Source organism: Enterococcus devriesei, assembly GCF_001885905.1.
Classification (GTDB): domain Bacteria; phylum Bacillota; class Bacilli; order Lactobacillales; family Enterococcaceae; genus Enterococcus_A; species Enterococcus_A devriesei.
On record NZ_JXKM01000001.1, the window covers coordinates 241,119 to 261,569 of the forward strand.

At 41.3% G+C, this 20,451-nt stretch carries 18 protein-coding genes and 1 tRNA gene; 15 read left to right on the forward strand and 4 right to left on the reverse strand.

Going from position 1 to position 20,451, the window contains the following annotated elements:
• Nucleotides 1-16: 16 nt before the first annotated feature.
• Together leuB and RV00_RS01045 are read right to left on the reverse strand one after the other, a co-directional pair.
• Entirely contained in the window at nucleotides 17-1,066 is a 1,050-nt protein-coding gene (gene leuB / locus RV00_RS01040; protein WP_071860748.1) for a 3-isopropylmalate dehydrogenase, read from the reverse strand.
• A gap of 12 nt (nucleotides 1,067-1,078) precedes the next feature.
• Entirely contained in the window at nucleotides 1,079-2,599 is a 1,521-nt protein-coding gene (locus RV00_RS01045; protein ID WP_071860749.1) for a 2-isopropylmalate synthase, read from the reverse strand.
• Nucleotides 2,600-3,205: 606 nt separating this feature from the next.
• Between RV00_RS01045 and RV00_RS01050 the strand changes: the two genes are divergently transcribed.
• Entirely contained in the window at nucleotides 3,206-4,870 is a 1,665-nt protein-coding gene (locus tag RV00_RS01050) for a peptide ABC transporter substrate-binding protein (RefSeq protein WP_071860750.1), read from the forward strand.
• A 110-nt stretch (nucleotides 4,871-4,980) separates the two neighbouring features.
• On the opposite strand, the gene RV00_RS01055 is transcribed toward RV00_RS01050, so the two are convergent.
• Complete coding sequence (locus tag RV00_RS01055) at nucleotides 4,981-5,325, reverse strand: DUF3899 domain-containing protein (protein WP_071860751.1); 345 nt, start codon at nucleotides 5,323-5,325, stop codon at nucleotides 4,981-4,983.
• A 187-nt stretch (nucleotides 5,326-5,512) separates the two neighbouring features.
• On the opposite strand from RV00_RS01055, the gene opp3b reads away from it, so the two are divergent.
• From opp3b to RV00_RS01075, 4 genes are read left to right on the forward strand one after another with little or no spacing between them, the layout of a single operon-like run.
• Nucleotides 5,513-6,454 carry an oligopeptide ABC transporter permease gene (gene opp3b, locus RV00_RS01060; RefSeq protein WP_071860752.1) on the forward strand — a complete coding sequence of 314 codons (942 nt, stop codon included), beginning with the start codon at nucleotides 5,513-5,515 and terminating at the stop codon, nucleotides 6,452-6,454.
• Nucleotides 6,454-7,491, forward strand: coding sequence for an oligopeptide ABC transporter permease (gene opp3C, locus RV00_RS01065; protein ID WP_071860753.1), 1,038 nt, complete (start codon nucleotides 6,454-6,456; stop codon nucleotides 7,489-7,491). The genes opp3b and opp3C overlap by 1 nt, the downstream gene beginning before the upstream one ends.
• A gap of 7 nt (nucleotides 7,492-7,498) precedes the next feature.
• On the forward strand, nucleotides 7,499-8,545 hold the full coding sequence (locus RV00_RS01070; protein ID WP_071860754.1) for an ABC transporter ATP-binding protein: 1,047 nt from the start codon (nucleotides 7,499-7,501) through the stop codon (nucleotides 8,543-8,545).
• Nucleotides 8,546-8,561: 16 nt separating this feature from the next.
• On the forward strand, nucleotides 8,562-9,515 hold the full coding sequence (locus tag RV00_RS01075) for an ABC transporter ATP-binding protein (RefSeq protein WP_071860755.1): 954 nt from the start codon (nucleotides 8,562-8,564) through the stop codon (nucleotides 9,513-9,515).
• A 218-nt stretch (nucleotides 9,516-9,733) separates the two neighbouring features.
• Here the strand turns inward: RV00_RS01075 and RV00_RS01080 are convergent.
• A tRNA-Lys gene (locus RV00_RS01080) sits at nucleotides 9,734-9,806 on the reverse strand.
• A 158-nt stretch (nucleotides 9,807-9,964) separates the two neighbouring features.
• Here RV00_RS01080 and RV00_RS01085 point away from each other — a divergent pair.
• From RV00_RS01085 to RV00_RS01130, 10 genes are all read left to right on the forward strand, one after another.
• Nucleotides 9,965-10,513 (forward strand): DUF1836 domain-containing protein, encoded by a 549-nt coding sequence (locus RV00_RS01085; protein ID WP_071860756.1) that lies wholly within the window; start codon nucleotides 9,965-9,967, stop codon nucleotides 10,511-10,513.
• Nucleotides 10,506-11,360: a DegV family protein gene (locus RV00_RS01090; RefSeq protein WP_071860757.1), complete on the forward strand. Its 855-nt coding sequence runs from the start codon at nucleotides 10,506-10,508 to the stop codon at nucleotides 11,358-11,360. Before RV00_RS01085 ends, RV00_RS01090 begins: the two co-directional genes overlap by 8 nt.
• A 342-nt stretch (nucleotides 11,361-11,702) precedes the next feature.
• Nucleotides 11,703-12,407, forward strand: a complete 705-nt coding sequence (gene yycF / locus RV00_RS01095; protein ID WP_071860758.1) for a response regulator YycF — start codon at nucleotides 11,703-11,705, stop codon at nucleotides 12,405-12,407.
• Nucleotides 12,408-12,409: 2 nt separating this feature from the next.
• Entirely contained in the window at nucleotides 12,410-14,239 is a 1,830-nt protein-coding gene (walK, locus tag RV00_RS01100) for a cell wall metabolism sensor histidine kinase WalK (protein ID WP_071860759.1), read from the forward strand.
• Nucleotides 14,236-15,549, forward strand: a complete 1,314-nt coding sequence (locus RV00_RS01105) for a YycH family regulatory protein (protein WP_071860760.1) — start codon at nucleotides 14,236-14,238, stop codon at nucleotides 15,547-15,549. Before walK ends, RV00_RS01105 begins: the two co-directional genes overlap by 4 nt.
• On the forward strand, nucleotides 15,550-16,395 hold the full coding sequence (locus tag RV00_RS01110) for a two-component system regulatory protein YycI (protein WP_071860761.1): 846 nt from the start codon (nucleotides 15,550-15,552) through the stop codon (nucleotides 16,393-16,395).
• Between the two features lie 48 nt (nucleotides 16,396-16,443).
• Nucleotides 16,444-17,253 carry an MBL fold metallo-hydrolase gene (locus tag RV00_RS01115; protein ID WP_071860762.1) on the forward strand — a complete coding sequence of 270 codons (810 nt, stop codon included), beginning with the start codon at nucleotides 16,444-16,446 and terminating at the stop codon, nucleotides 17,251-17,253.
• A gap of 371 nt (nucleotides 17,254-17,624) precedes the next feature.
• Complete coding sequence (gene rsxC, locus RV00_RS01120; protein WP_071860763.1) at nucleotides 17,625-18,950, forward strand: electron transport complex subunit RsxC; 1,326 nt, start codon at nucleotides 17,625-17,627, stop codon at nucleotides 18,948-18,950.
• Complete coding sequence (locus RV00_RS01125) at nucleotides 18,947-19,888, forward strand: RnfABCDGE type electron transport complex subunit D (protein ID WP_071860764.1); 942 nt, start codon at nucleotides 18,947-18,949, stop codon at nucleotides 19,886-19,888. Before rsxC ends, RV00_RS01125 begins: the two co-directional genes overlap by 4 nt.
• The gene (locus tag RV00_RS01130; protein WP_071860765.1) at nucleotides 19,885-20,442 is read left to right on the forward strand and encodes an RnfABCDGE type electron transport complex subunit G; all 558 of its coding nucleotides are present in this window, start codon (nucleotides 19,885-19,887) and stop codon (nucleotides 20,440-20,442) included. The genes RV00_RS01125 and RV00_RS01130 overlap by 4 nt, the downstream gene beginning before the upstream one ends.
• Nucleotides 20,443-20,451 lie beyond the last annotated feature (9 nt).

A 20,451-nucleotide genomic window follows, 5' to 3' on the forward strand; every position in this document is an offset into this window, starting at 1 on the left:
ATCTGATTAGCCAGTTTTATTTTTTCGTTAGTTCTTTAACTACAGCGTCGGTAAATTCTGTCGTGGAGGCTTGTCCCCCAAGATCACTAGTAAATACCCCTTGTTTTAAGACGGTATCGCAAGCAGCTTCGATCGCGGCTGCCGCAGCTTCTTCTTGAAAGGACTGACGCAGCATCATGGCTACCGATAAAATCATTGAGATCGGATTGGCAATTCCTTTGCCGGCGATATCAGGGGCAGAGCCATGGATTGGCTCGTAAAGGGAAGGGCCATCAGAGCTATGACTCGCACTTGGTAAGACGCCAAGCGAGCCAGGTAAGACCGAGGCTTCATCACTTAAAATATCCCCAAAAAGATTTTCCGTAACGATCACATCGAAGGCTTTGGGATTTTGAATCAACTTCATCGCTGCGGAGTCTACATATTGATGCTCTAATTGGCAATCAGGATAGTCTTTTGCGACCTCCTCGGCGGTTGCCCGCCACAGTTTACTGGAGGCCAAAACGTTGGCCTTATCAACCGAGGTGACCTTTTTACTGCGGCCCTGAGCGATCGTAAAAGCCGCATGTAAGATCCGCTTAATTTCTGATTTTTGGTACCGAGCAGTATCGAAGGCCATCGTTTCACCTAATTCACGTGGTTCGCCAAAATAAATGCCACTGCTTAATTCCCGAACGATAATCAAATCCGTGCCTTCAATAATTTCTGGCTTCAAAGGTGAGAGGTGCAGCAAAGCAGAAGAAACGGAGACTGGCCGGATATTAGCGAATAAGTTCAGGGCTTTACGTAAAGCCAATAGACCTTTTTCTGGTGTATCGGTCATTTTTTCCCACTTCGGTCCACCGATGGCACCAAGAAGGATTGCATCGGCTGTTTGACAAGCGGCAAGCGTTGCTTCAGGCAAGGAGGCACCCGCATCATCGATTCCGGCACCGCCAAAAGGCTGTTTTTCGATGGTAAATTCGTGAGAACACTGTGCCTTGATCGCGGCTAAGACCGTTAACCCGCTGTCCATGATTTCTGGCCCGATCCCATCACCGGCTAAAATAACAATTTTACTATTCATAAATGCATCTCCTTATTCGATTATCGTTTGAATTAAATGATTACTGGCTTGTACATAAGCTTTAGCTGAGGCATGAAGCACATCGAAATCGACCCCGATCCCGCGGACCTCACGATTGGTTTTTTCATCAAACAGTGTAACTCGAACTTCAGCTTGCGCATCTTCACCACCAGTTAATGCTTGAATTTCATATTCCGTCAGCCGAGGTTCTTGCTGGAACAGCTCATCAATGGCGTTGTAGATCGCTTGAATACTTCCTGATCCGATCCGTGAAGCCACTTTGATATCGCTCTCCTCACTTGAGATAGAAACGATAGCTCCTTGATAACCATTAGAGCTGTATTGGACTTGGACGTCGGCTAGTTTCCATTTTTCAATTTCTTCTCGATATTGGTCGGCTAATAGTGCAACTAAATCTTTATCCGTGATTTGTTTCTTCTTATCCGCTAAATTTTTAAATCGTTTAAAGGCTTCTTTGCTATCTGTCTCGTTCATTTGATAGCCAAGCTCTTCAAGTTTCGTATTAAAAGCATGACGGCCGGACAATTTTCCAAGGGGCAGGGAATTTTGGCTGACACCAACCAAAGTCGGGGTGATGATCTCATACGTCTCGGGATTTTTTAGCACACCGTCTTGATGAATACCTGATTCGTGAGCATAGGCATTTTCGCCAATGATTGCCTTATTTTTTGGAACTGGAATGCCTGAAAGGCGGGAAACTAATTCACTGGTCCGTTTGGTTTCATTTAAAACGATACTTGCTTCACATTGATAAAAATCTTTGCGAATGAATAATGCTAAAGCGACTTCTTCCAAAGCCGTATTGCCGGCCCGTTCACCAATCCCATTAATTGCACCTTCGACTCGATTGGCACCGTTCTCGATCGCTGCCAGGGCATTGGCGGTAGCCATGCCTAGATCGTCATGACAATGGGAAGAAAAGCTGATCTCTGTCTCGCTTTGAATATTTTCGATTAGATAGCGGAAGATCCCGCCATATTCTGTGGGATTCGAATAGCCCACCGTATCCGGTACATTAATAATCGTCGCGCCGGCATCGATCGCCGTTTGGACTGCCTCTAATAGGAAGTCTTTTTCCGTTCGCGAAGCATCTTCTGGTGAAAACTGAACTTTTTTAAATAAGCTGCGGGCATAGCTGACATGCTCTTTAATCGAGGCGAGAACTTCTGCTTTAGTCATTTTCAATTTGTATTGCATATGGACCTCACTTGTAGCTAGGAAAACATGGATTTGCGGATCGACTGCTTCTTTTAGGGCTTCATAGGCGCGATCAATGTCTTTTTTCTGGCAACGTGCCAAACCGGTGACAGTCATTTTTTTTATTTGACGCGCGATACTTTGAACCGCTTCAAAGTCTCCCGGCGAGGCGATCGGAAAGCCAGCTTCGATGACATCAACGCCCCATTTTTCTAATTGCAGGGCAATTTGAATTTTTTCTTTGACATTAAAATTGACTCCTGGTGTTTGTTCGCCATCCCTCAATGTAGTGTCGAAAAATTGGATCTTTCTCATCTTTTTTCCTCCTTAGTCAAAAGCGGGTATAAAAAAAGCACTCCATCGGAGAAGAACCTCTTTCTTCTCCGATGCAATGCTAATAGGGACTCTTTGAAAAAATTTCAAGAAAGAGTCCCTGCTATAATAATAAAGTTGCGTTGAAAGCTGTTTTTGTATTCGTCATTGCAACCACCCGTTTATTGTCAGAATTTTTATAAAATTTGTTGTTAACATCGTATAAGAAAACAAAAAGAATGTCAATGGTATTTATGAAAAAAAGGTGAGAAAGTATTTTAATTTTTAAAGTCTATGATTGCGTTTTAAAAATGAAAAAATGAAAGTTTGCTCTAAAATAGTGGTTATTATTTTTATCTTTAAAAAAGAAGTTAGTTTACATCTTGATGGAAATCAACTAGGAAATAAGCGACATTTAATTGGTTAAGTTAGCTAAGAAAAAAATTTTTCTTAATTAATTGTTGATTTAACAAGATTTATTTGGATTTTTTGCTGAAATTAAAAAAAGTTTAAGCAAATGTATTGATTTATTAAAAAGAAATGATTAAACTACTGCTTAACTCAGAAAAACATAATTATTCTGAAAATTGAAACAAAGGGGAAGAAGATATGAGGAATAAATTTGCTTATGGGATTATCGCAATATGTGGTCTAGTTTTAGCGGGTTGCTATGGCGGAGGGTCGTCATCGGACAGCGAGAGTAGTTCTAGCAGCGGTTCGAAAGACAACAACGGCACCTTCAATTTAGTTGTTCAACAAGAAATGCCTACCGCTGACTTATCAGTTGCTACAGATACAATCAGCTTCACTGCATTAAATAATGTTTATGAAGGAATTTATCGTTTAGACAAAGACAATAAGCCTCAGCCTGCTGGTGCTAGCGAAAAAGTCAAAGTCAGTGATGATGGTAAAACCTATACTGTTAAATTAAGAGAAGATGCAAAATGGTCGAATGGCGATCCTGTAACAGCAAAAGATTATGTCTTTGGATGGCAACGGACAGTGAAACCAGAAACAGCTTCAGAATATGCCTATCTCTTTGAACCAGTTGAAAACGCGGCGGATATCACTGCTGGAAAAAAATCACCTGATGAATTAGGGATCAAAGCAGTGAATGATCACGAATTGGAAATCAAATTAGCAAAGGCAACACCTTATTTTGATTATCTATTGGCTTTTCCTTCATTCTTCCCACAAAACCAAAAAGTGGTTGATGAAAATGGAAAAGACTATGCGACTAAGAGTGACAAATCCGTTTATAACGGACCATTTACCTTAGAAGGCTTCGATGGACCGGGGACGGACACGGAGTGGGAATATAAGAAAAATGATACGTATTGGGACAAAGACGAAGTCAAATTATCGAATATCAAAGTTAATGTCGTGAAAGAATCTTCGACCTCTTTGAACTTATTTAAAGACGGTGAAGCCGATGATATTATCCTTTCAGGTGAATTAGCACAGCAAAATGCCAATGATCCAGCCTACAAATCATTTAAAGAAGCCCGTACTAGCTACCTTGAATTCAATCAACGTAAAGCGGACTCACCATTTAAAAATGAAAACTTGCGTAAAGCAATTTCTTACGCAGTTAATCGTAAATCTTTAGTCAACCAAGTATTAGGTGATGGCTCAGTTGTTTCGACTGGTCTAGTACCATCAGGAATGTCAAAAGATCCTAAGACAGACGAAGATTTCGCGAAAGAAGCGGGTAATTTAGCTCCTTATGATAAAGAAAAAGCCAAAGAATATTGGGATAAAGCCAAAAAGGAATTGAATATCGATTCACTTTCATTCGAATTAATGGCATCAGATACCGATTCATCGAAAAAGGTGATCGAATATATGCAAAGTGCTTTAGAAGAAACCTTGCCAGGTATCACAGTTAAACCGACACCAGTACCATTCTCTGTTCGTTTAGATCGTTCGAATAACGGCGACTTCGATGTTCTTTTAGGCGGGTGGGGAGCTGACTATGCAGACCCATCTAGCTTCACTGATTTATTCGTTACAGGGAATTCATACAACCGTGGACGTTGGAGCAACGAAGAGTATGATAAAGCAGTCGATGATTCTGGCAACAAAGATGCTAGTGATGAAGAAGCTCGTTGGGATGATCTGCAAAAGGCTAACGAAATCATCTCTAAGGAATCAGGGATTGCGCCGCTTTACCAATTATCAGAAGCTCATTTAGTAAACGAGAAAGTCAAAGGCATCGTACATCACCCAGCTGGCGCTTCTTGGGATTACAAATGGACTTACGTAGAAAAATAGTAGAGAAGTAAAAGAACCTGTGGAAAATCAATCGGGAAAGGCTGGTTGATGGGCAAACGGGGGATGATGACTAAAAAAGAAGTTGGAACGTTCCTTGTTCCAACTTCCTTTTAGATCATTGCTAGAATGACACAAAAGATTGATGCGACGATTAAGATCGCTGCAATGATCAACCAAAAGAAATAGCGTCCTTGTCCCACTTCGGAGAGGGTCAAGCCTTCTGATTTTTTCTTTTGTTTTCTATTAACGGCTTGTTTCATAGAATGCTGAAAATAGTCAAAGAAGCCTGAAGAAAAAATCCATAACAAAATGCCGATAATCAAAAAGGGCAGACTAACTAAAAAGAATCGGTTGGATAAGGCTACGGCCGTCAAATCATTCTGAAAAGCAGAATAGACGACAGTCAAGATTAACAGCCCACTACCGATACTGATGGGAAATAATTTATTTTTCATACATACAACTCCAATTTTTAAGTTAAGGACAGCTATTGATACTGTAAAACAAAATGATCTTTAAAGTCAAAGAACAGGCTGTTAAATTCAGTGGGGCTTTTGCTCTATTCATAAAAGTTAGTAAAACAATTCAATGATATTCGATGTATTTAAAATACATATCACGATAGAAATTAGGAGGCACCAGATGAGCGGCTATGTTAAGTATTTATTAAAGCGTGTCTTTTTTATGTTGATTACATTATGGCTGATTGCGACCATCACTTTCTTCTTGATGCAATTATTACCAGGGACACCATATACCAATCAGGAACGTCTAAGTCCAGAAACGATTGCGATGTTAAACAAGCAGGTGGGATTAGACAAACCGGTGATCGTTCAATACGGTATTTATTTATCCAATCTAGTCCAAGGAGACTTTGGGATTTCCTTCCAGTTTAAAAACCAAGCGGTAGCGACTTTATTAGCTGGACGAATCGGACCTTCCTTACAACTTGGGTTACAAGCAATTATCTTTGGTACCCTTGTGGGGATCATTTTAGGAACGGTAGCAGCAATGCGCCAAAACTCTTGGGTGGATACATCCTCAACGCTAGTAGCAATTTTGGGACGTTCAATCCCGAACTTTGTCTTTGCTGTTTTACTACAGTATATCTTTGCCATGAAGCTGCAAGTTCTACCGATCGCCAAATGGGAAGGCTTCGCCTATACCATCTTGCCGACGATCGCCTTGGCGATGTCACCATTAGCCGATTCGGCCCGTTTTATTCGAACCGAGATGGTGGAAGTCCTTCATAGTGATTATGTGGAGTTGGCACGGGCTAAAGGATTAAGTCGTTGGGAAATCGCCTTTAAGCATGGTTTACGAAATAGTTTGATTCCTCTAATGACCTTATTAGGACCTCTAGCAGTGGCCTTGATGACCGGTTCGTTGGTAGTTGAAAATATTTTCGCAATTCCTGGGATCGGCGAACAATTCGTTAAGTCCATTACCACCAATGACTATCCAACAATCATGGCGGTGACGATCCTTTATTCCTTTATGCTAGTCTTCGTTATTTTAGTTGTAGACTTGTTATATGGGCTTGTTGATCCGCGGATTCGTTTATCAGAAGGGAGTAAGAGCTGATGGAAACAATCAAATATTCTTCGATCGTTGATATTCCTGCTGATGAATTTCAACCGTTACAAAAAAATACCGAGAAGGAACGGGAAGAAATTGCTGCGCCTTCCTTGAATTTCTTACAAGATTCTTGGCGCCGTTTGAAAAAAAATAAAGCAGCCGTGATTTCTATGAGTTTACTGGTCGTGATCATCGCGGTTTCAATTTTAACGATTTTTATTTCACCCCAAGATCCTACGAAGCAAAATGTGGATTACAGCAATCTGCCACCACGAATTCCCGGTCTGAACATTAACGGTTTGAACGGAAAAACAATGGTGGCCGGTGAATTGGTCAATAAATACGCTCAAGCGGATGTCCCCAGCAACGTGAATTATTTATTAGGAACAGATAGCTTAGGCCGAGACGTGTTGAGCCGACTATTCATGGGAACACGGATCTCACTATTGATCGCCTTTATCGCCGCTCTCTTTGATATTACGATCGGTGTGGCTTATGGCTTGATCTCAGGTCTTTTAGGCGGAAAAGTCGATAATGCGATGCAGCGTTTCTTGGAAATTCTTTCAGGGATTCCCAACTTAGTGGTAATGATTTTGATGCTGGTAGTTTTTGAACCAGGGATCTTCTCAATCGTAGCTGCGATGGCGATTACCAACTGGATACCGATGGCGCGGATTGTTCGAGCCCAGACGTTGAAATTGAAAGATCAAGAATATGTTTTAGCTGGGATGACCTTAGGAGAATCTAAATGGAAGATTGCCTTCAAGCATATCGTCCCGAATATCTCCAGTGTCATTATTATTCAAATGATGTTCAGTATTCCAACGGCGATCTTCTTTGAAGCTTTCTTGAGTTTCATCGGTCTAGGCTTGATGCCGCCGAATGCTTCTTTAGGTACATTGTTGAACGACGGGTACAAAACCTTCTTATACTTGCCATACTTATTATGGATTCCAGCGGTGACGATTTCCGTCATTATGATCTGTTTTAATCTATTGGCAGACGGTTTGCGAGATGCCTTCGATCCGAAAATGAAAGAGTGACGAGCGTATGACAAAAATTCTGGAAGTAAACAACTTACAAATATCTTTTGATACTTATGCGGGAAAAGTTCGCGCGATTCGCGGTGTCGATTTTGAATTAAATAAAGGTGAGACCTTAGCCATTGTGGGAGAATCTGGTAGCGGGAAATCCGTAACCACCCGGACAATCATGCGGCTACTTTCTAGTAATGCGAATATCGATCAGGGAGAAATAGTATTCAAAGGTGATAATTTAGTCAACAAAACAGAAAAAGAAATGCAAAAAATTCGTGGACGAGAAATCGCTATGATTTTCCAAGATCCTATGACTTCTTTAGATCCAACGATGCCGATCGGCAAACAAGTGGCCGAGTCTTTAAGAAAGCACAAAAAAGTTTCGAAAAAAGAAGGCTTAAAAGCGGCCTTGGATTTGTTGAACTTAGTTGGCATTCCCGATGCCGAGAAACGGTTAAAAAGTTATCCCCATCAATTTTCCGGCGGGCAGCGTCAACGGATCGTGATTGCGATTGCGCTGATTTGTAATCCAGAAATCCTGATTGCCGATGAACCGACGACAGCGTTAGACGTGACGATCCAAGCCCAAATTTTAGAATTACTAAAAGAAATCCAAACAAAGATCGAAACATCGATTATTTTCATTACCCATGATTTAGGGGTAGTAGCCAATGTGGCTGATCGAGTAGCGGTGATGTATGCAGGTAAAATTATTGAAGTTGGGACAGCGGAAGAGATTTTCTACAATCCGCAGCATCCTTATACATGGGGCTTACTAGGCTCAATGCCGACATTAGAAAGTGAAAATGATCGCTTGTATGCGATCCCTGGTTCGCCGCCCGATTTACTAGACCCGCCAAAAGGCGATGCCTTTTATCCTCGAAATGAGTTTGCATTAAAAATCGACGCTGAGCAAGAGCCTCCGTTTTTCGAGCTCTCAGCAACGCATAAAGCCGCGACTTGGTTATTGGCGCCGCAAGCACCTGCAGTTACTCCTCCTGCCGAGATTCAACGGCGCTGGGATATCTTTGCAAAAAAACAAAAACAACATTCTGCGTAACACGAGGAGGATCACTATGACAAAACGGCTGTTAGAAGTCAATAATCTAAAACAATATTTCAATGCCGGCCGAAAAGATGAAGTTCGTGCCGTGAATGATGTCAGTTTTTATATCGAAGAGGGTGAGACCTTTGGATTAGTTGGTGAGTCCGGCAGTGGGAAATCCACGACGGGACGAACAATTATTCGTTTGAACCAGCAGACGGCGGGTGAAGTCTTATTTGATGGACAAGATGTTACTAAAATCCACGGCAAAGAAGCCTCAAAACAATTTCGACGGGATGTTCAAATGATCTTCCAAGATCCGTATGCTTCCTTGAATCCTCGCATGAAAGTCAAAGATATCATTGCAGAAGGGATCGATGTCAACGGATTGGCCAGCACTAGCAAAGAGCGTGATAAAATTGTGAATGATCTGTTGGAGACAGTTGGACTGAATCCAAGTCATGGAACACGTTATCCTCATGAATTTTCTGGTGGACAGCGTCAGCGGATCGGGATTGCCCGAGCGTTGGCGGTGCGTCCTCGCTTTATTATTTGTGATGAACCGATCTCGGCTTTAGACGTATCGATTCAAGCTCAAGTAGTCAATCTATTGCAAGACTTGCAAAAGGAACACAATTTGACTTATTTGTTTATTGCTCATGATCTTTCGATGGTAAAACACATCAGCGATCGGATCGGCGTAATGAATAATGGTCACTTACTAGAAGTAGGTAGCAGTGATGAAATTTATCACTTCGGCGTGCATCCTTATACAGAAAGTCTCTTATCGGCAATTCCGATGCCAGACCCTGATCATGAGCGGCAACGTCGCCGGATCAAATATCAAACCGAGCCACACGATGGCAAAGAACGTTCGTTGCGAGAGATCGGACCGGGACATTTTATTTATGCAGCGGAAGACGAAGTAGCCTACTATAAGAAAAAATTGCAGCATTTAAAAAGTGAAAAAGCTGTAGAAGTTTAATTAAAAAAAACAGCCCAAACAATCGTTGTTTGGGCTGTTTTTGTATGAAGTTAAGAGTTGTTTATAAAAAAGCATCAGCTTATTTTTTTTAGGAATAATCAATGTTCTTTTTATATTTAAATTATTTTTAATAAAAATAAAAAGTGCCACATCAAGCGTCTTTTTCTAAACTACCGAAGTAGCCAAAGACACTTATGTGGCGTGGGTTTGGCACCCAATGGGCCGTGAGGGGCTCGAACCCGCGACCCGCTGATTAAGAGTCAGCTGCTCTACCAACTGAGCTAACGGCCCAAACAAAGTACTTTCATATGTTAGCACTGAGAAAATAAAAATGCAAGAAGAAAAACTAAAATTTTTTTATGAAAGCAATTCAATTATCTGGTCTTAGAAACCACGTTGTATAATTATGATGATTTTGTTAAAATAAGAATGAAAGGAGTTGGACGTTCATGGAAAAAACCAAACTCAAAGCTTGGGCGGAGGAGTTAAAAACAATTCAACTACCTCGCTGGGATGAGTTGCCAGAATTAGAATTGTATATGGATCAAGTGATCACACTTGTTGATCGTTATTTGTCGCCACTGATAGAAGACGAGAAGCATCCGTTGTTATCAAGTGCGATGGTCAACAACTATGTTAAACATAAATTAGTCCCAGCACCTGTTAAAAAGCGTTATAATCGCAATCACTTAGCCTATTTGATAGCGATTACTTTATTAAAGCAGGTGTTCTCTATTCCTGATATCAACGAGCTAATTCGGATGCAGTTGGCTCTATATGAACCACAAGAGGCCTACAACAATTTTTGCATCGTTCAGGAAGAAAAACTGTTACAAATCGCCAAAATCGTTTTAGGCGAAGAGGTCAGCTTAACGAGAAATAGCAATGATTTTTATTATTTGGCGATGGAAGGCGCTGTCGCTTCCTTCACCCAAAAAATGTTAACCGAAAAAATTATCCAATTAGATAAAGAACAGGAGGGCGAAAAGAATGAGTGAGAAAATTGCGATTTTAGTTGATTCGGGAACAGATGTACCGAAAGAAGTCGTGGATAATGGTCCATTCTTTATGGTGCCGTTACGAATTATTTTTAGTGATCGAGAATATAAGGATGGGGTGGATATCAGCTCCGATACGATCTTTCCTTTAATTAAAAAGGAATTGCCAACAACTTCTTTACCAGACGGCGAATTGATCCATGAAGTCTTTGACCAAATCAAGGCGGAAGGCTATACTCACGTAATCATTGTGACGATCTCCAGTGGATTAAGCGGCACGTATAACGCGTTACGTGTTTTAGGAGAGCACTATGAAGGATTGACCTTCCAATCAATCGATACAAAAAATGTCGGGATTGGCGCGGGAATCTTGGCGATTTACGCTGGGGATCTAGTGAAACAAGGAAAATCATTTACCGAGGTTATCCAAGAAGTGGAAAGCAAGATTCCTACTACTAAGATCTATTTCAATGTAGATACCTTAGAATACCTGCAAAAGGGCGGAAGAATTGGGCTAGTTGCTTCATTACTAGGGAGCGCCTTGAAATTAAAACCGATTATTTCCTGCAACCCAGAAGGCATTTATTATACGGTTGCCAAAGTACGGGGATTAAATAAAAGTATTGATAAGACGATCCAATTAGTCAAAGAGCAAATCGGCACTCACAAACGTTTCAATTTAGCCATTACCCAAGCAGATGCGATGGAAACAGCCGAAAAAATGCGTCAGCGGCTGCAGGAATTATTTCCGACTGCCGAAAATATTTACTTTGGAAAAGTTTCACCTGCGCTGTCAGTTCATACTGGTCCAGGTTCATTAGGTGTCGTGTGCCAAGTCTTAGATTAAATATTAAGGAGCGCAGCATTGTTCTGGATTCTTTGTGAATTTTTAATATGAAATACAATAAGTCTATTCTGATTATGATGCAAATTCAATCAGAATAGACTTATTTTTGTGTGCTCAAACTTACACGGTTCAACATCATTAAAGGTAAATAAAAGCTTCTGTGCTGAAATTATTCTTGGCGTCTTCTTCAATACTGGTGTGTGTTTATTAAACTTTTCTTTTTTTCTTGCTTAAAAGCCTGTAAATAAATGGTCATCTAATTGAAAAGATGAAACGCTATTGAAATTATTGTATAATAGTAAAGCGTACATACAATCCTATGAAGGTATGAGGTGACTCTTAGTGAAAAAAATTCTAGTTGTAGATGATGAAAAACCGATCTCGGAGATCGTGAAATTTAATTTAACCAAAGAGGGCTATGAAGTCTTCACTGCATTTGATGGTGAAGAAGCTTTGGAAAAAGTCGAAGAAGTCAATCCAGATTTAATTTTATTGGATCTAATGCTGCCTAAAAAAGACGGTTTGGAAGTGGCTCGTGAAGTACGCAAGACCCATGAGATGCCGATCATTATGGTGACAGCTAAAGATTCTGAAATCGATAAGGTTTTAGGCTTGGAGCTAGGCGCCGATGATTATGTAACGAAACCTTTTTCTAATCGTGAATTAGTTGCACGGGTGAAAGCCAACCTAAGACGTGGCGGTCAAGCGCCGAAGGAAGAAGAATCAACGACTCAAAGCGATTTGACGATCGGTGATTTGACGATTCATCCAGACGCTTACATGGTAACAAAACACGGTCAGACCATCGAGTTGACTCATCGTGAGTTTGAATTATTGCATTATTTAGCGAAGCACATCGGGCAAGTAATGACCCGCGAACATTTATTGCAAACGGTTTGGGGCTACGATTATTTTGGCGATGTTCGTACCGTGGACGTGACGGTTCGTCGTCTCCGTGAGAAAATCGAAGACAACCCGAGTCATCCGACTTATTTAGTAACACGACGTGGCGTAGGCTATTATCTACGCAACCCTGAACAGGAGTAATTATGGAAAAAAAAGTCCGTTTTTATCGTTCAGTCAATTTCAAGATTGCTTTTTCTTTTATCTTGATTTTGTTGATTTCGATTGAAATCATCGGCGCGTATTTTATTCGTGGACTTGAAAAATCAACGATCGATACTTTTACCAAAGATATGAATCAACGAGTGGCTAATTTGAGTACGACATTAGGTGCCACTATGACAGAAGATAGTGACAATGAATCGGATCAGATTCAGCGCATTCTTGAGAACAACAACGCTTCCGATATTACCGATATGTGGGTTGTTGATGACAAGGGAATCGTTCTAGCCACCAATGATGTGGGGCAAAAGGATTCGATTGTCGGTAAAAAGAATGAGTACAGTGATATCGATGATTTTTCAATGAAGCAATATGTAACGCTTGATGACAATAATAAACGGGTATATATCAATGTCCAACCTATTCAGTCCCCGACCGGCGATTCGGCTGTGATCGGGGCTCTTTATGTTAAGAGTGACATTGAACAAAAATATACCGAAATTAGCAACACTGCGTTGATCTTCTTTACCGCCTCGATGATCGCCGGCTTGATTTCCATCGTAGTGGCTTTATTAGTGGCCCGATCGATTACCAAACCAATCAAAGAGATGCAGAAGCAAGCCGTGCGAATCGCCCAAGGGGACTATTCCGAAAAGGTTGAGGTCCACGGGCATGATGAATTGAGTCAATTGGCAGAGACCTTTAACAAGTTGTCCGATCGAATCGAAGACGCTCAAGATACGATGGAAGCCGAGCGGAACCGTTTGGACAGCGTTTTGACCCATATGACTGACGGTGTTATTGCCACGGATCGTCGCGGCAAGGTCATTACGATCAACGAGATGGCGTTGTCTTTATTAGATGTCACGAGTGAATCAGCGATCGGTCAATCGATTTTGACTTTGTTGGAGCTAGATGAAGAATATACCTTGCGGAAATTACTAGAGACACCGGAAGAGATTTTGATCAACCGTTCTAAATCTGAGGCTGATGAAGACCGCATGACCTTGCGTTCTGATTTCGCGATGATTCGTCGTGAATCAGGATTTATTAGTGGATTAGTTGTCGTTTTACACGATGTTACTGAACAGGAGAAGACGGCAGAGGAACGGCGTCATTTCGTATCGAATGTCTCTCATGAATTACGGACCCCATTAACGAGTGTGCGGAGCTATTTGGAAGCCTTAGAAGAAGGCGCTTGGCAAGACGAAAAGATCGCACCTGATTTTATTCGTGTGACCTTAGGCGAGACTGATCGGATGATTCGGATGATTAACGATCTATTGAATCTTTCTCGGATGGATTCCGGTGCACAGCAAATGGATTTGGAATTAGTCAATTTCAATGAGCTAGTCGATTATATTTTAGATCGTTTTGACATGATGGTGACGAGTCAAGAGAAAAAATATCGAATTATTCGTGAGTTTACGGAACGTGACTTATGGGTAGAAATCGATACTGATAAGATCATGCAAGTCATCGATAATATCATGAACAACGCGATTAAGTATTCACCAGATGGTGGGAAGATTGAAGTTCATTTGATGGAAACCCATAACAACGTCGTTTTGGGGATTTCAGATGAAGGACTAGGGATTCCTAAAAAAGATTTGGAAAAAGTCTTCGAACGTTTTTATCGAGTCGACAAGGCAAGAGCTCGGAAACAAGGTGGGACCGGCCTAGGGTTAGCAATCTCAAAAGAAGTGATGAAAGCTCACCAAGGGCAGATTTGGGTTGAAAGTGTCGAAGGAAAAGGCTCGACCTTCTACATTTCTTTACCATATGAACCTTATGAGGAGGATATTTGGGAATGAAACTATCAGAAAAGATCATTCGCGTAGCCCTTCTCCTATTGATCTTAATTAGCTTGGCTTTGACTTATGCTATCTGGCTCAGCCCCACCGCCAAAATTGCCGAGGTAAATACTAGTAAGCAAGCTGTGAAAAATGATCAAAACTACGCGAAAGCGACGGATGCTTTTTTACCGATTCGTGGGATTTGGGATTTAGCAGACGGAAAATATCAGACGAGCAGTGAGAATCTATTAGCGACGACACAAGCTCGTTTGACTGAAAGTACCTTTGGCCAACTGCAGCAAGTAGCAGAAGGCGAAGAAGAAATCCAAAGCTATTATAGTTTGGATCACGGCATCGAATTGAATTATGAAGGCGGGTTTTCACTGACTGAGTACGTTAAAGTTTTCGATATGCCTATCAGTTTAAAAGCCTTGAAGGATGCGGATAGTATCTCTTTTTCGAAAATTCAAATCGATTTTTCAAAGAAAAAGATTCGCTTTTTGAATTATCATAAAAATATGGTTTACGAAGCCTCAATCTCAGCTGATTTTTCCAGCTTGGAAACAATTTATCAAAAAAATCAAAACCGTTACTTGGCGATGACAGAAGAGAATTCATTGATTCCTCGTTTACTGCGGACGAAAGAACAGGTTCGGTTGAAAAAATACAGCTATATTTTAACGACACAATCGTACTCTCTTTTCCGTAATGCCTTTTTCCAAAATCCAGATCAGGCGAAAGGTGAGGAAGAAGAAAGCGGGGCCCGTTCATTTGTCAGTGGTCACGAAGAGATCATGATGGACGAGCAAAAACGATTGGTCACTTTTACAGGCGAGTTGCCAGAAGATTTGGAAGATGAAAGCGTCTATAGCCAGACCTTTAATTATGTCAGTCGACTAGGTACAGCAGTGGGTAATTTGCGCTATTTCGACCATCAAGATGGGAAAATAAATTATCGAATCTTCGTCGAAGGTTATCCGATCTTCAGTCAGTCTTCCAAAGGGAAAATGAGTGTAACGATCGATCCATCAAATACGGCAACGGTTCCGCAAGTCAAAATCGAAACCAGTATGGATACGGTCCAAGTCCCGATCCCTTCAGATGAAGAGGTTGAATTGCCAAGTACCTTGGAAATCGAAACGAATTTAGCGGCGGCCGGGATCGATTTAAGTAAAATAAAAAGTTTTATAATCGGCTATACGTGGCAAGATATCGACGGGGTAAATAAGCTGGTTGCTTTGACTCCAGAGTGGTTCGTCAAATATGAAGATACTTGGTATTCAGCAAATCAAATGATGCTAGGTAATTTTGAAACGGAGGCGAGCTAGATGGATTTTAGAAAAATTGAATGGATCTTCTTTTTCGTTTTCATCGGATTGAATATTTTTCTTTTTAGTATTTTCTGGAGTAATCAACACGAACAAAGCTTAGTCACCAATTCAAACCAGCGGGAAGATATCATTCATCGATTGAAAAATGACGATATCGAGTTAAATGAAAAAATCTCTGATGAACATCGCGAAGGGTATTACTTAAGCGCCGAACAAGATGATTTTCAAGCATTATTATCAGAGCCTTCCAATCAGACAATTGCACAAACCGCCAGTGTTTCTGACAAAATTTTAACGGATTATCCCAGTCAAAATCGGGAGTTCGACTTAAAGACAACGCAGAAAAGTTTTAATCAACTGATGCAGGAAAATACTTTTATTATGGACGGCCAACAGTATTCTTATTTACCGGATATTTCAAAAAAGGAAAATGAGCTCGCTAAAATTGTCGGTGCTCAGTCTTATGAAGGAATTCCCTTTATGGATGAGACTTCACGGGTGACTTTAGACGTCGAGAAATCTGATGGCGAAGTACAAGTCTTGAAATATACGCAAACTCGGTTGAAAGAGATCGAACCATTACGGGAAAAGATGTCGCTTTATTCAGAAAAAGAAATCTTGAACACTTTGTATATCAATAATAATATTCCGGCAAAATCCACGATCACGAATGTTTATCTAGGCTATTTTAGAACCTTGGAAGTACGAGAGAAAAACGTTTATGTGCCTGTCTGGTTTGTTAAAATTAGAACCGCGGACAAGACGACACAGATTGAAAAGGTCAACGCTTTGAACAATCAAGTGATCACGAATAATTTAGTTCCAAAGGTGGAAAATCCATAAAAAGGGTTGTATACTGAGGACAGTTTTAAAAGAGAGGACCAATTGCTCATGTTAGAAATGAATCAGGCCTTCAATGTCAGTGTCTTGGCAAGCGGCAGTACCGGCAATTCTCTATACCTTGAGAGTCCGAAAAAACGAATCTTGGTAGATGCTGGTTTAAGCGGGAAGAAAATCACTTCGTTATTAGCAGAGGTCGATCGAAAACCGGAAGATCTGGATGCAATCTTAGTTACCCACGAACACCGCGACCATATTCATGGCGTTGGGGTCTTAGCAAGAAAATATAAATTACCTGTTTATGCGAATGAAAAAACCTGGGAAGCGATGGCTCCTTTAATCGGGAAAGTTGATGTTGAACAGAAGCAGATCTTTGAAATGGGAAAAGTTTTGACTTTCGGAGATTTAGATATCGAAAGTTTTGGTGTGTCTCACGATGCGGCAGCGCCACAATTTTATCGCTTTTACAAAGATGGTCATTCGTTTGTCATGTTGACGGATACGGGCTATGCCAGTGAACATTTGCGTGGAACGATTCGCGATGCAGATGCTTACTTAGTCGAAAGCAATCACGATTTAGAAATGCTGAGGATGGGGGCGTATCCTTGGAGCTTGAAGCAGCGTATCTTAGGTGATCGCGGACATTTGTCTAACGATGATGGAGCATTAGTCATGACAGACATTCTCGGTGATCGAACCAAACGAATCTACTTAGGGCATTTAAGTAGAGAGAACAATATGAAGGAATTGGCTCATATGACGATGGAGGAGACTTTGACTCGTTACGATCTGGGTGTCAATCATCAATTCCAAATCTTTGATACAGATCCAGATAGTGCCACAGAATTATTTGCTATTTAAAATAGTTACTAAAGTGTTTAGAAGACGGCAAGCCGATCTCCTAAACACTTTTTTTATTTGCTCTTTTCATCTTTTACCAACCAAGTACCTTTAAACAATAAGGTCGGAAAAAAATGAGAATCATACAAATTATTTTTATTTCATGATGATTTTGGTACGAGTAAGAACGATTCTCACTAGAATCGATTGTGAAAGCGCTTTATATAAGGGTATAATAATAACAAATAATAGAGAGGGAAAAATCATTTCTCAAAGGTTAATAGAAATGATTTTCACAAGTAATAATATTGATATTAAGAGATAAAATAAAGTTTAATTCACTAATAAAATAAAGATCGTTCGTTTCTTCACATTACAAAGGAGGATAGTCTATGGATACATTGGTCAAAGCGATTGCAAAATTTAAGGGAGGCGTCAAAGTTCCTCATAATAAAAATACCGCGGAAAACGAGAGCGTTTTTATGGAACCTCCTGAAATTGTGACAATCCCTATGCAGCAACATATTGGTGGTCCTTGTAAACCGATAGTAAAGAAAGGGGATATTGTCACTGTTGGTCAGGTGATTGGTGATTCAGAGGCGTTTGTCTCCGCTCCGATCCATGCTTCGGTATCCGGCAAAGTGAAAGGAATCAAGCCTGTGTTGATGGCAAATGGACAAACCTGTGAAGCAATCCATCTAAAAAGTGACGGCTTACCGGTTGAATTTCCTGAACCACATCCAATTGAGATTCTTTCAAAAGCAGATTTACTAAAAGCCGCTCGCGACAGCGGTCTCGTTGGAATCGGGGGCGCAGGTTTTCCGATGCATGTAAAGCTTGCCGTCAAAGAGGACACGCCAATTGACACGCTGGTTATTAATGGCGCCGAATGCGAGCCCTTTATTACGTCGGATTATCGTGAAAGCCTAGAATATCCAGATCGAATCATTGCTGGAATGCAGTTAGTGATGAAGTATTTGAATATTCGACATGGTGTCATTGGGATCGAAAGCAATAAGCCAAAAGGCCTGAAAAGGCTGCGGGATCATTTGAATGAGCTGGCGGAGCTTGATCCGACAATCGATGTAATGGAGATTCCTTCATTATATCCGCAAGGGGCAGAAAAAATGCTGGTCTATGCCACAACTGGTCGAAAAATCCCACCAGGAAAGCTCCCTTCTGAAGTAGGCTGCTTGATTATGAATATCTCAACGATTTCACTTTTGCAGCGGTATATCGAGATTGGCATGCCCTTGACCCATAAAAGAATCACCATAGATGGAAATGTTGCTCAACCTAAAAATGTTGTTGTACCGATTGGAACGCCAATTGGCGAAGTCATTGACTATTGCGGCGGTTTGGTCGATGAGCCTAGCAAAATAATTCTAGGAGGCCCGATGATGGGGATCGCCCAATTTTCAATGGACTTACCGATCACGAAGCAAACGAATGCTATTACGATTCTATCAGCGGCGCAAAGTTTGCCGGAGGAGTCTCCTTGCATCCGCTGCGGAAGCTGTGTCACTGCTTGTCCAATGTCGCTTCTGCCGGTGCAGATTGAACGTTGTACCCATAATAAGGATGTAGCGGGGCTGAGAAAGCTGAATGTTTCAGCCTGTATGGAGTGCGGTTGCTGTGCATTTGTCTGTCCGGCAGGCCGTAGACTTGTCCAAACAATGAAGCAAGCCAAACAAATGGAAAGGGAGGCTGTTCAATGAACAAATTACCTGTTTCCATCTCGCCTCACCTACACTGCGGGCGCAGTACCCACAATATCATGCTGGATGTGATTATCGCGTTGATTCCAGCAATGATCGCTGCTACCATTATTTTTGGATTTCGCGCACTTATGTTGATTATCGTCACCATGGGGGCTTGTGTTTTAAGTGAATATTTAACGAGGAAAATCTTGAAGCGGTCTGACACGATCCACAATTTAACCGCGGTCGTTACCGGGATTTTACTGGCATTAAACTTGCCGGTAACACTGCCCTTTTGGATGGCTGCTTTAGGTGGAGTGATCGCCATTGTAATTGTGAAGGAATTTTTTGGCGGAGTTGGGCAAAATTTTGTCAATCCCGCGATTACCGCCCGGATCATTTTAATGATGTCCTTTGCGTCACAAATGAGTACGTGGCAGCCGCCGTTAAATTATTATATGTTTCGACCGGATGTGATTTCATCGGCGTCGTATTTTTCAGCTTCGCAAACCGGACAAAAAATTCCTTCGCTGCTGGATATGTTTTTAGGGATTCGTGCCGGGAGCTTAGGTGAGACTTGTGCTTTGGCATTGCTGATTGGAGGAGTCTATTTAGTCGCTCGTAAGGTGATATCACCTGTGATTCCACTTTGTTTTATCGGGACCGTGGTTATCTTAGCTACTTTACTAGGAGGAAATCCGTTGTATCAACTAATGTCCGGCGGGTTATTACTGGGCGCTATTTTTATGGCAACGGACTATACGACTTCTCCAGTCACCAAAAATGGAAAGATCATCTTCGGTGTCGGCTGTGGCATCATAACTGTCTTGATTCGTTTCTTTGCGGCGTTGCCTGAAGGAGTGTCTTACGCGATTTTATTAATGAACATCCTCGTTCCTCATATCGAGCATTTAACGATTCCAAAAGTCTTTGGTGAGGAGGCGAAGGTGAAATGAAGCACTCAAAGGTGATCTTACTAGATACACTGTGTCTCTTTGTGATTTGCCTCGTGGTGACCTTTGCCGTTGCCGGGACTCGCTCAGCTTTCAAGGAGCGAATCGCTAAGCAAGAATGGACACAAACCCAAACGGTCATGAAAAAATTGATCAAAGCGCAGGACTTTCAGGAAGAAAAATTAGCTGGGGGGCAACAGGCGTATAAAGCACTTGATCCAAATGGTAAGATTCTGGGTTACCTTTTTATTACCGAAGCCTATGGTTATGGCAGTGAAGTCAGTGTTATGAGTGCCATAGCCGATGGAAAAGTTGTCGGTGTGGATGTTTTGGATGCGTCAAATGAAACACCTGGATTGGGGCAAAACGTCACAAAAAAAGAGTTTGTTGATCAATTTTCCAATCTCCAAGGTTCACCAGAAATTGTCAAAAGCGCTCCTACTAGTGAAAATCAAGTAGAAGCGGTCACCGGTGCAACCAAATCGTCAACAGCTGTTGTGAAATCAGTCGAGAAAGCACTTGCTCTTTTTGATCAAGTCGCTGACTCAGAGAAATAAGGGGGAGAA

Coding starts and splice junctions, on each gene's coding strand:
- leuB (WP_071860748.1), bottom strand. CDS start 1,066: ATGAATAGTAAAATTGTTATTTTAGCCGGTGATGGGATCGGGCCAGAA.
- RV00_RS01045 (WP_071860749.1), bottom strand. CDS start 2,599: ATGAGAAAGATCCAATTTTTCGACACTACATTGAGGGATGGCGAACAA.
- RV00_RS01050 (WP_071860750.1), top strand. CDS start 3,206: ATGAGGAATAAATTTGCTTATGGGATTATCGCAATATGTGGTCTAGTT.
- RV00_RS01055 (WP_071860751.1), bottom strand. CDS start 5,325: ATGAAAAATAAATTATTTCCCATCAGTATCGGTAGTGGGCTGTTAATC.
- opp3b (WP_071860752.1), top strand. CDS start 5,513: ATGAGCGGCTATGTTAAGTATTTATTAAAGCGTGTCTTTTTTATGTTG.
- opp3C (WP_071860753.1), top strand. CDS start 6,454: ATGGAAACAATCAAATATTCTTCGATCGTTGATATTCCTGCTGATGAA.
- RV00_RS01070 (WP_071860754.1), top strand. CDS start 7,499: ATGACAAAAATTCTGGAAGTAAACAACTTACAAATATCTTTTGATACT.
- RV00_RS01075 (WP_071860755.1), top strand. CDS start 8,562: ATGACAAAACGGCTGTTAGAAGTCAATAATCTAAAACAATATTTCAAT.
- RV00_RS01085 (WP_071860756.1), top strand. CDS start 9,965: ATGGAAAAAACCAAACTCAAAGCTTGGGCGGAGGAGTTAAAAACAATT.
- RV00_RS01090 (WP_071860757.1), top strand. CDS start 10,506: ATGAGTGAGAAAATTGCGATTTTAGTTGATTCGGGAACAGATGTACCG.
- walK (WP_071860759.1), top strand. CDS start 12,410: ATGGAAAAAAAAGTCCGTTTTTATCGTTCAGTCAATTTCAAGATTGCT.
- RV00_RS01105 (WP_071860760.1), top strand. CDS start 14,236: ATGAAACTATCAGAAAAGATCATTCGCGTAGCCCTTCTCCTATTGATC.
- RV00_RS01110 (WP_071860761.1), top strand. CDS start 15,550: ATGGATTTTAGAAAAATTGAATGGATCTTCTTTTTCGTTTTCATCGGA.
- RV00_RS01115 (WP_071860762.1), top strand. CDS start 16,444: ATGTTAGAAATGAATCAGGCCTTCAATGTCAGTGTCTTGGCAAGCGGC.
- rsxC (WP_071860763.1), top strand. CDS start 17,625: ATGGATACATTGGTCAAAGCGATTGCAAAATTTAAGGGAGGCGTCAAA.
- RV00_RS01125 (WP_071860764.1), top strand. CDS start 18,947: ATGAACAAATTACCTGTTTCCATCTCGCCTCACCTACACTGCGGGCGC.
- RV00_RS01130 (WP_071860765.1), top strand. CDS start 19,885: ATGAAGCACTCAAAGGTGATCTTACTAGATACACTGTGTCTCTTTGTG.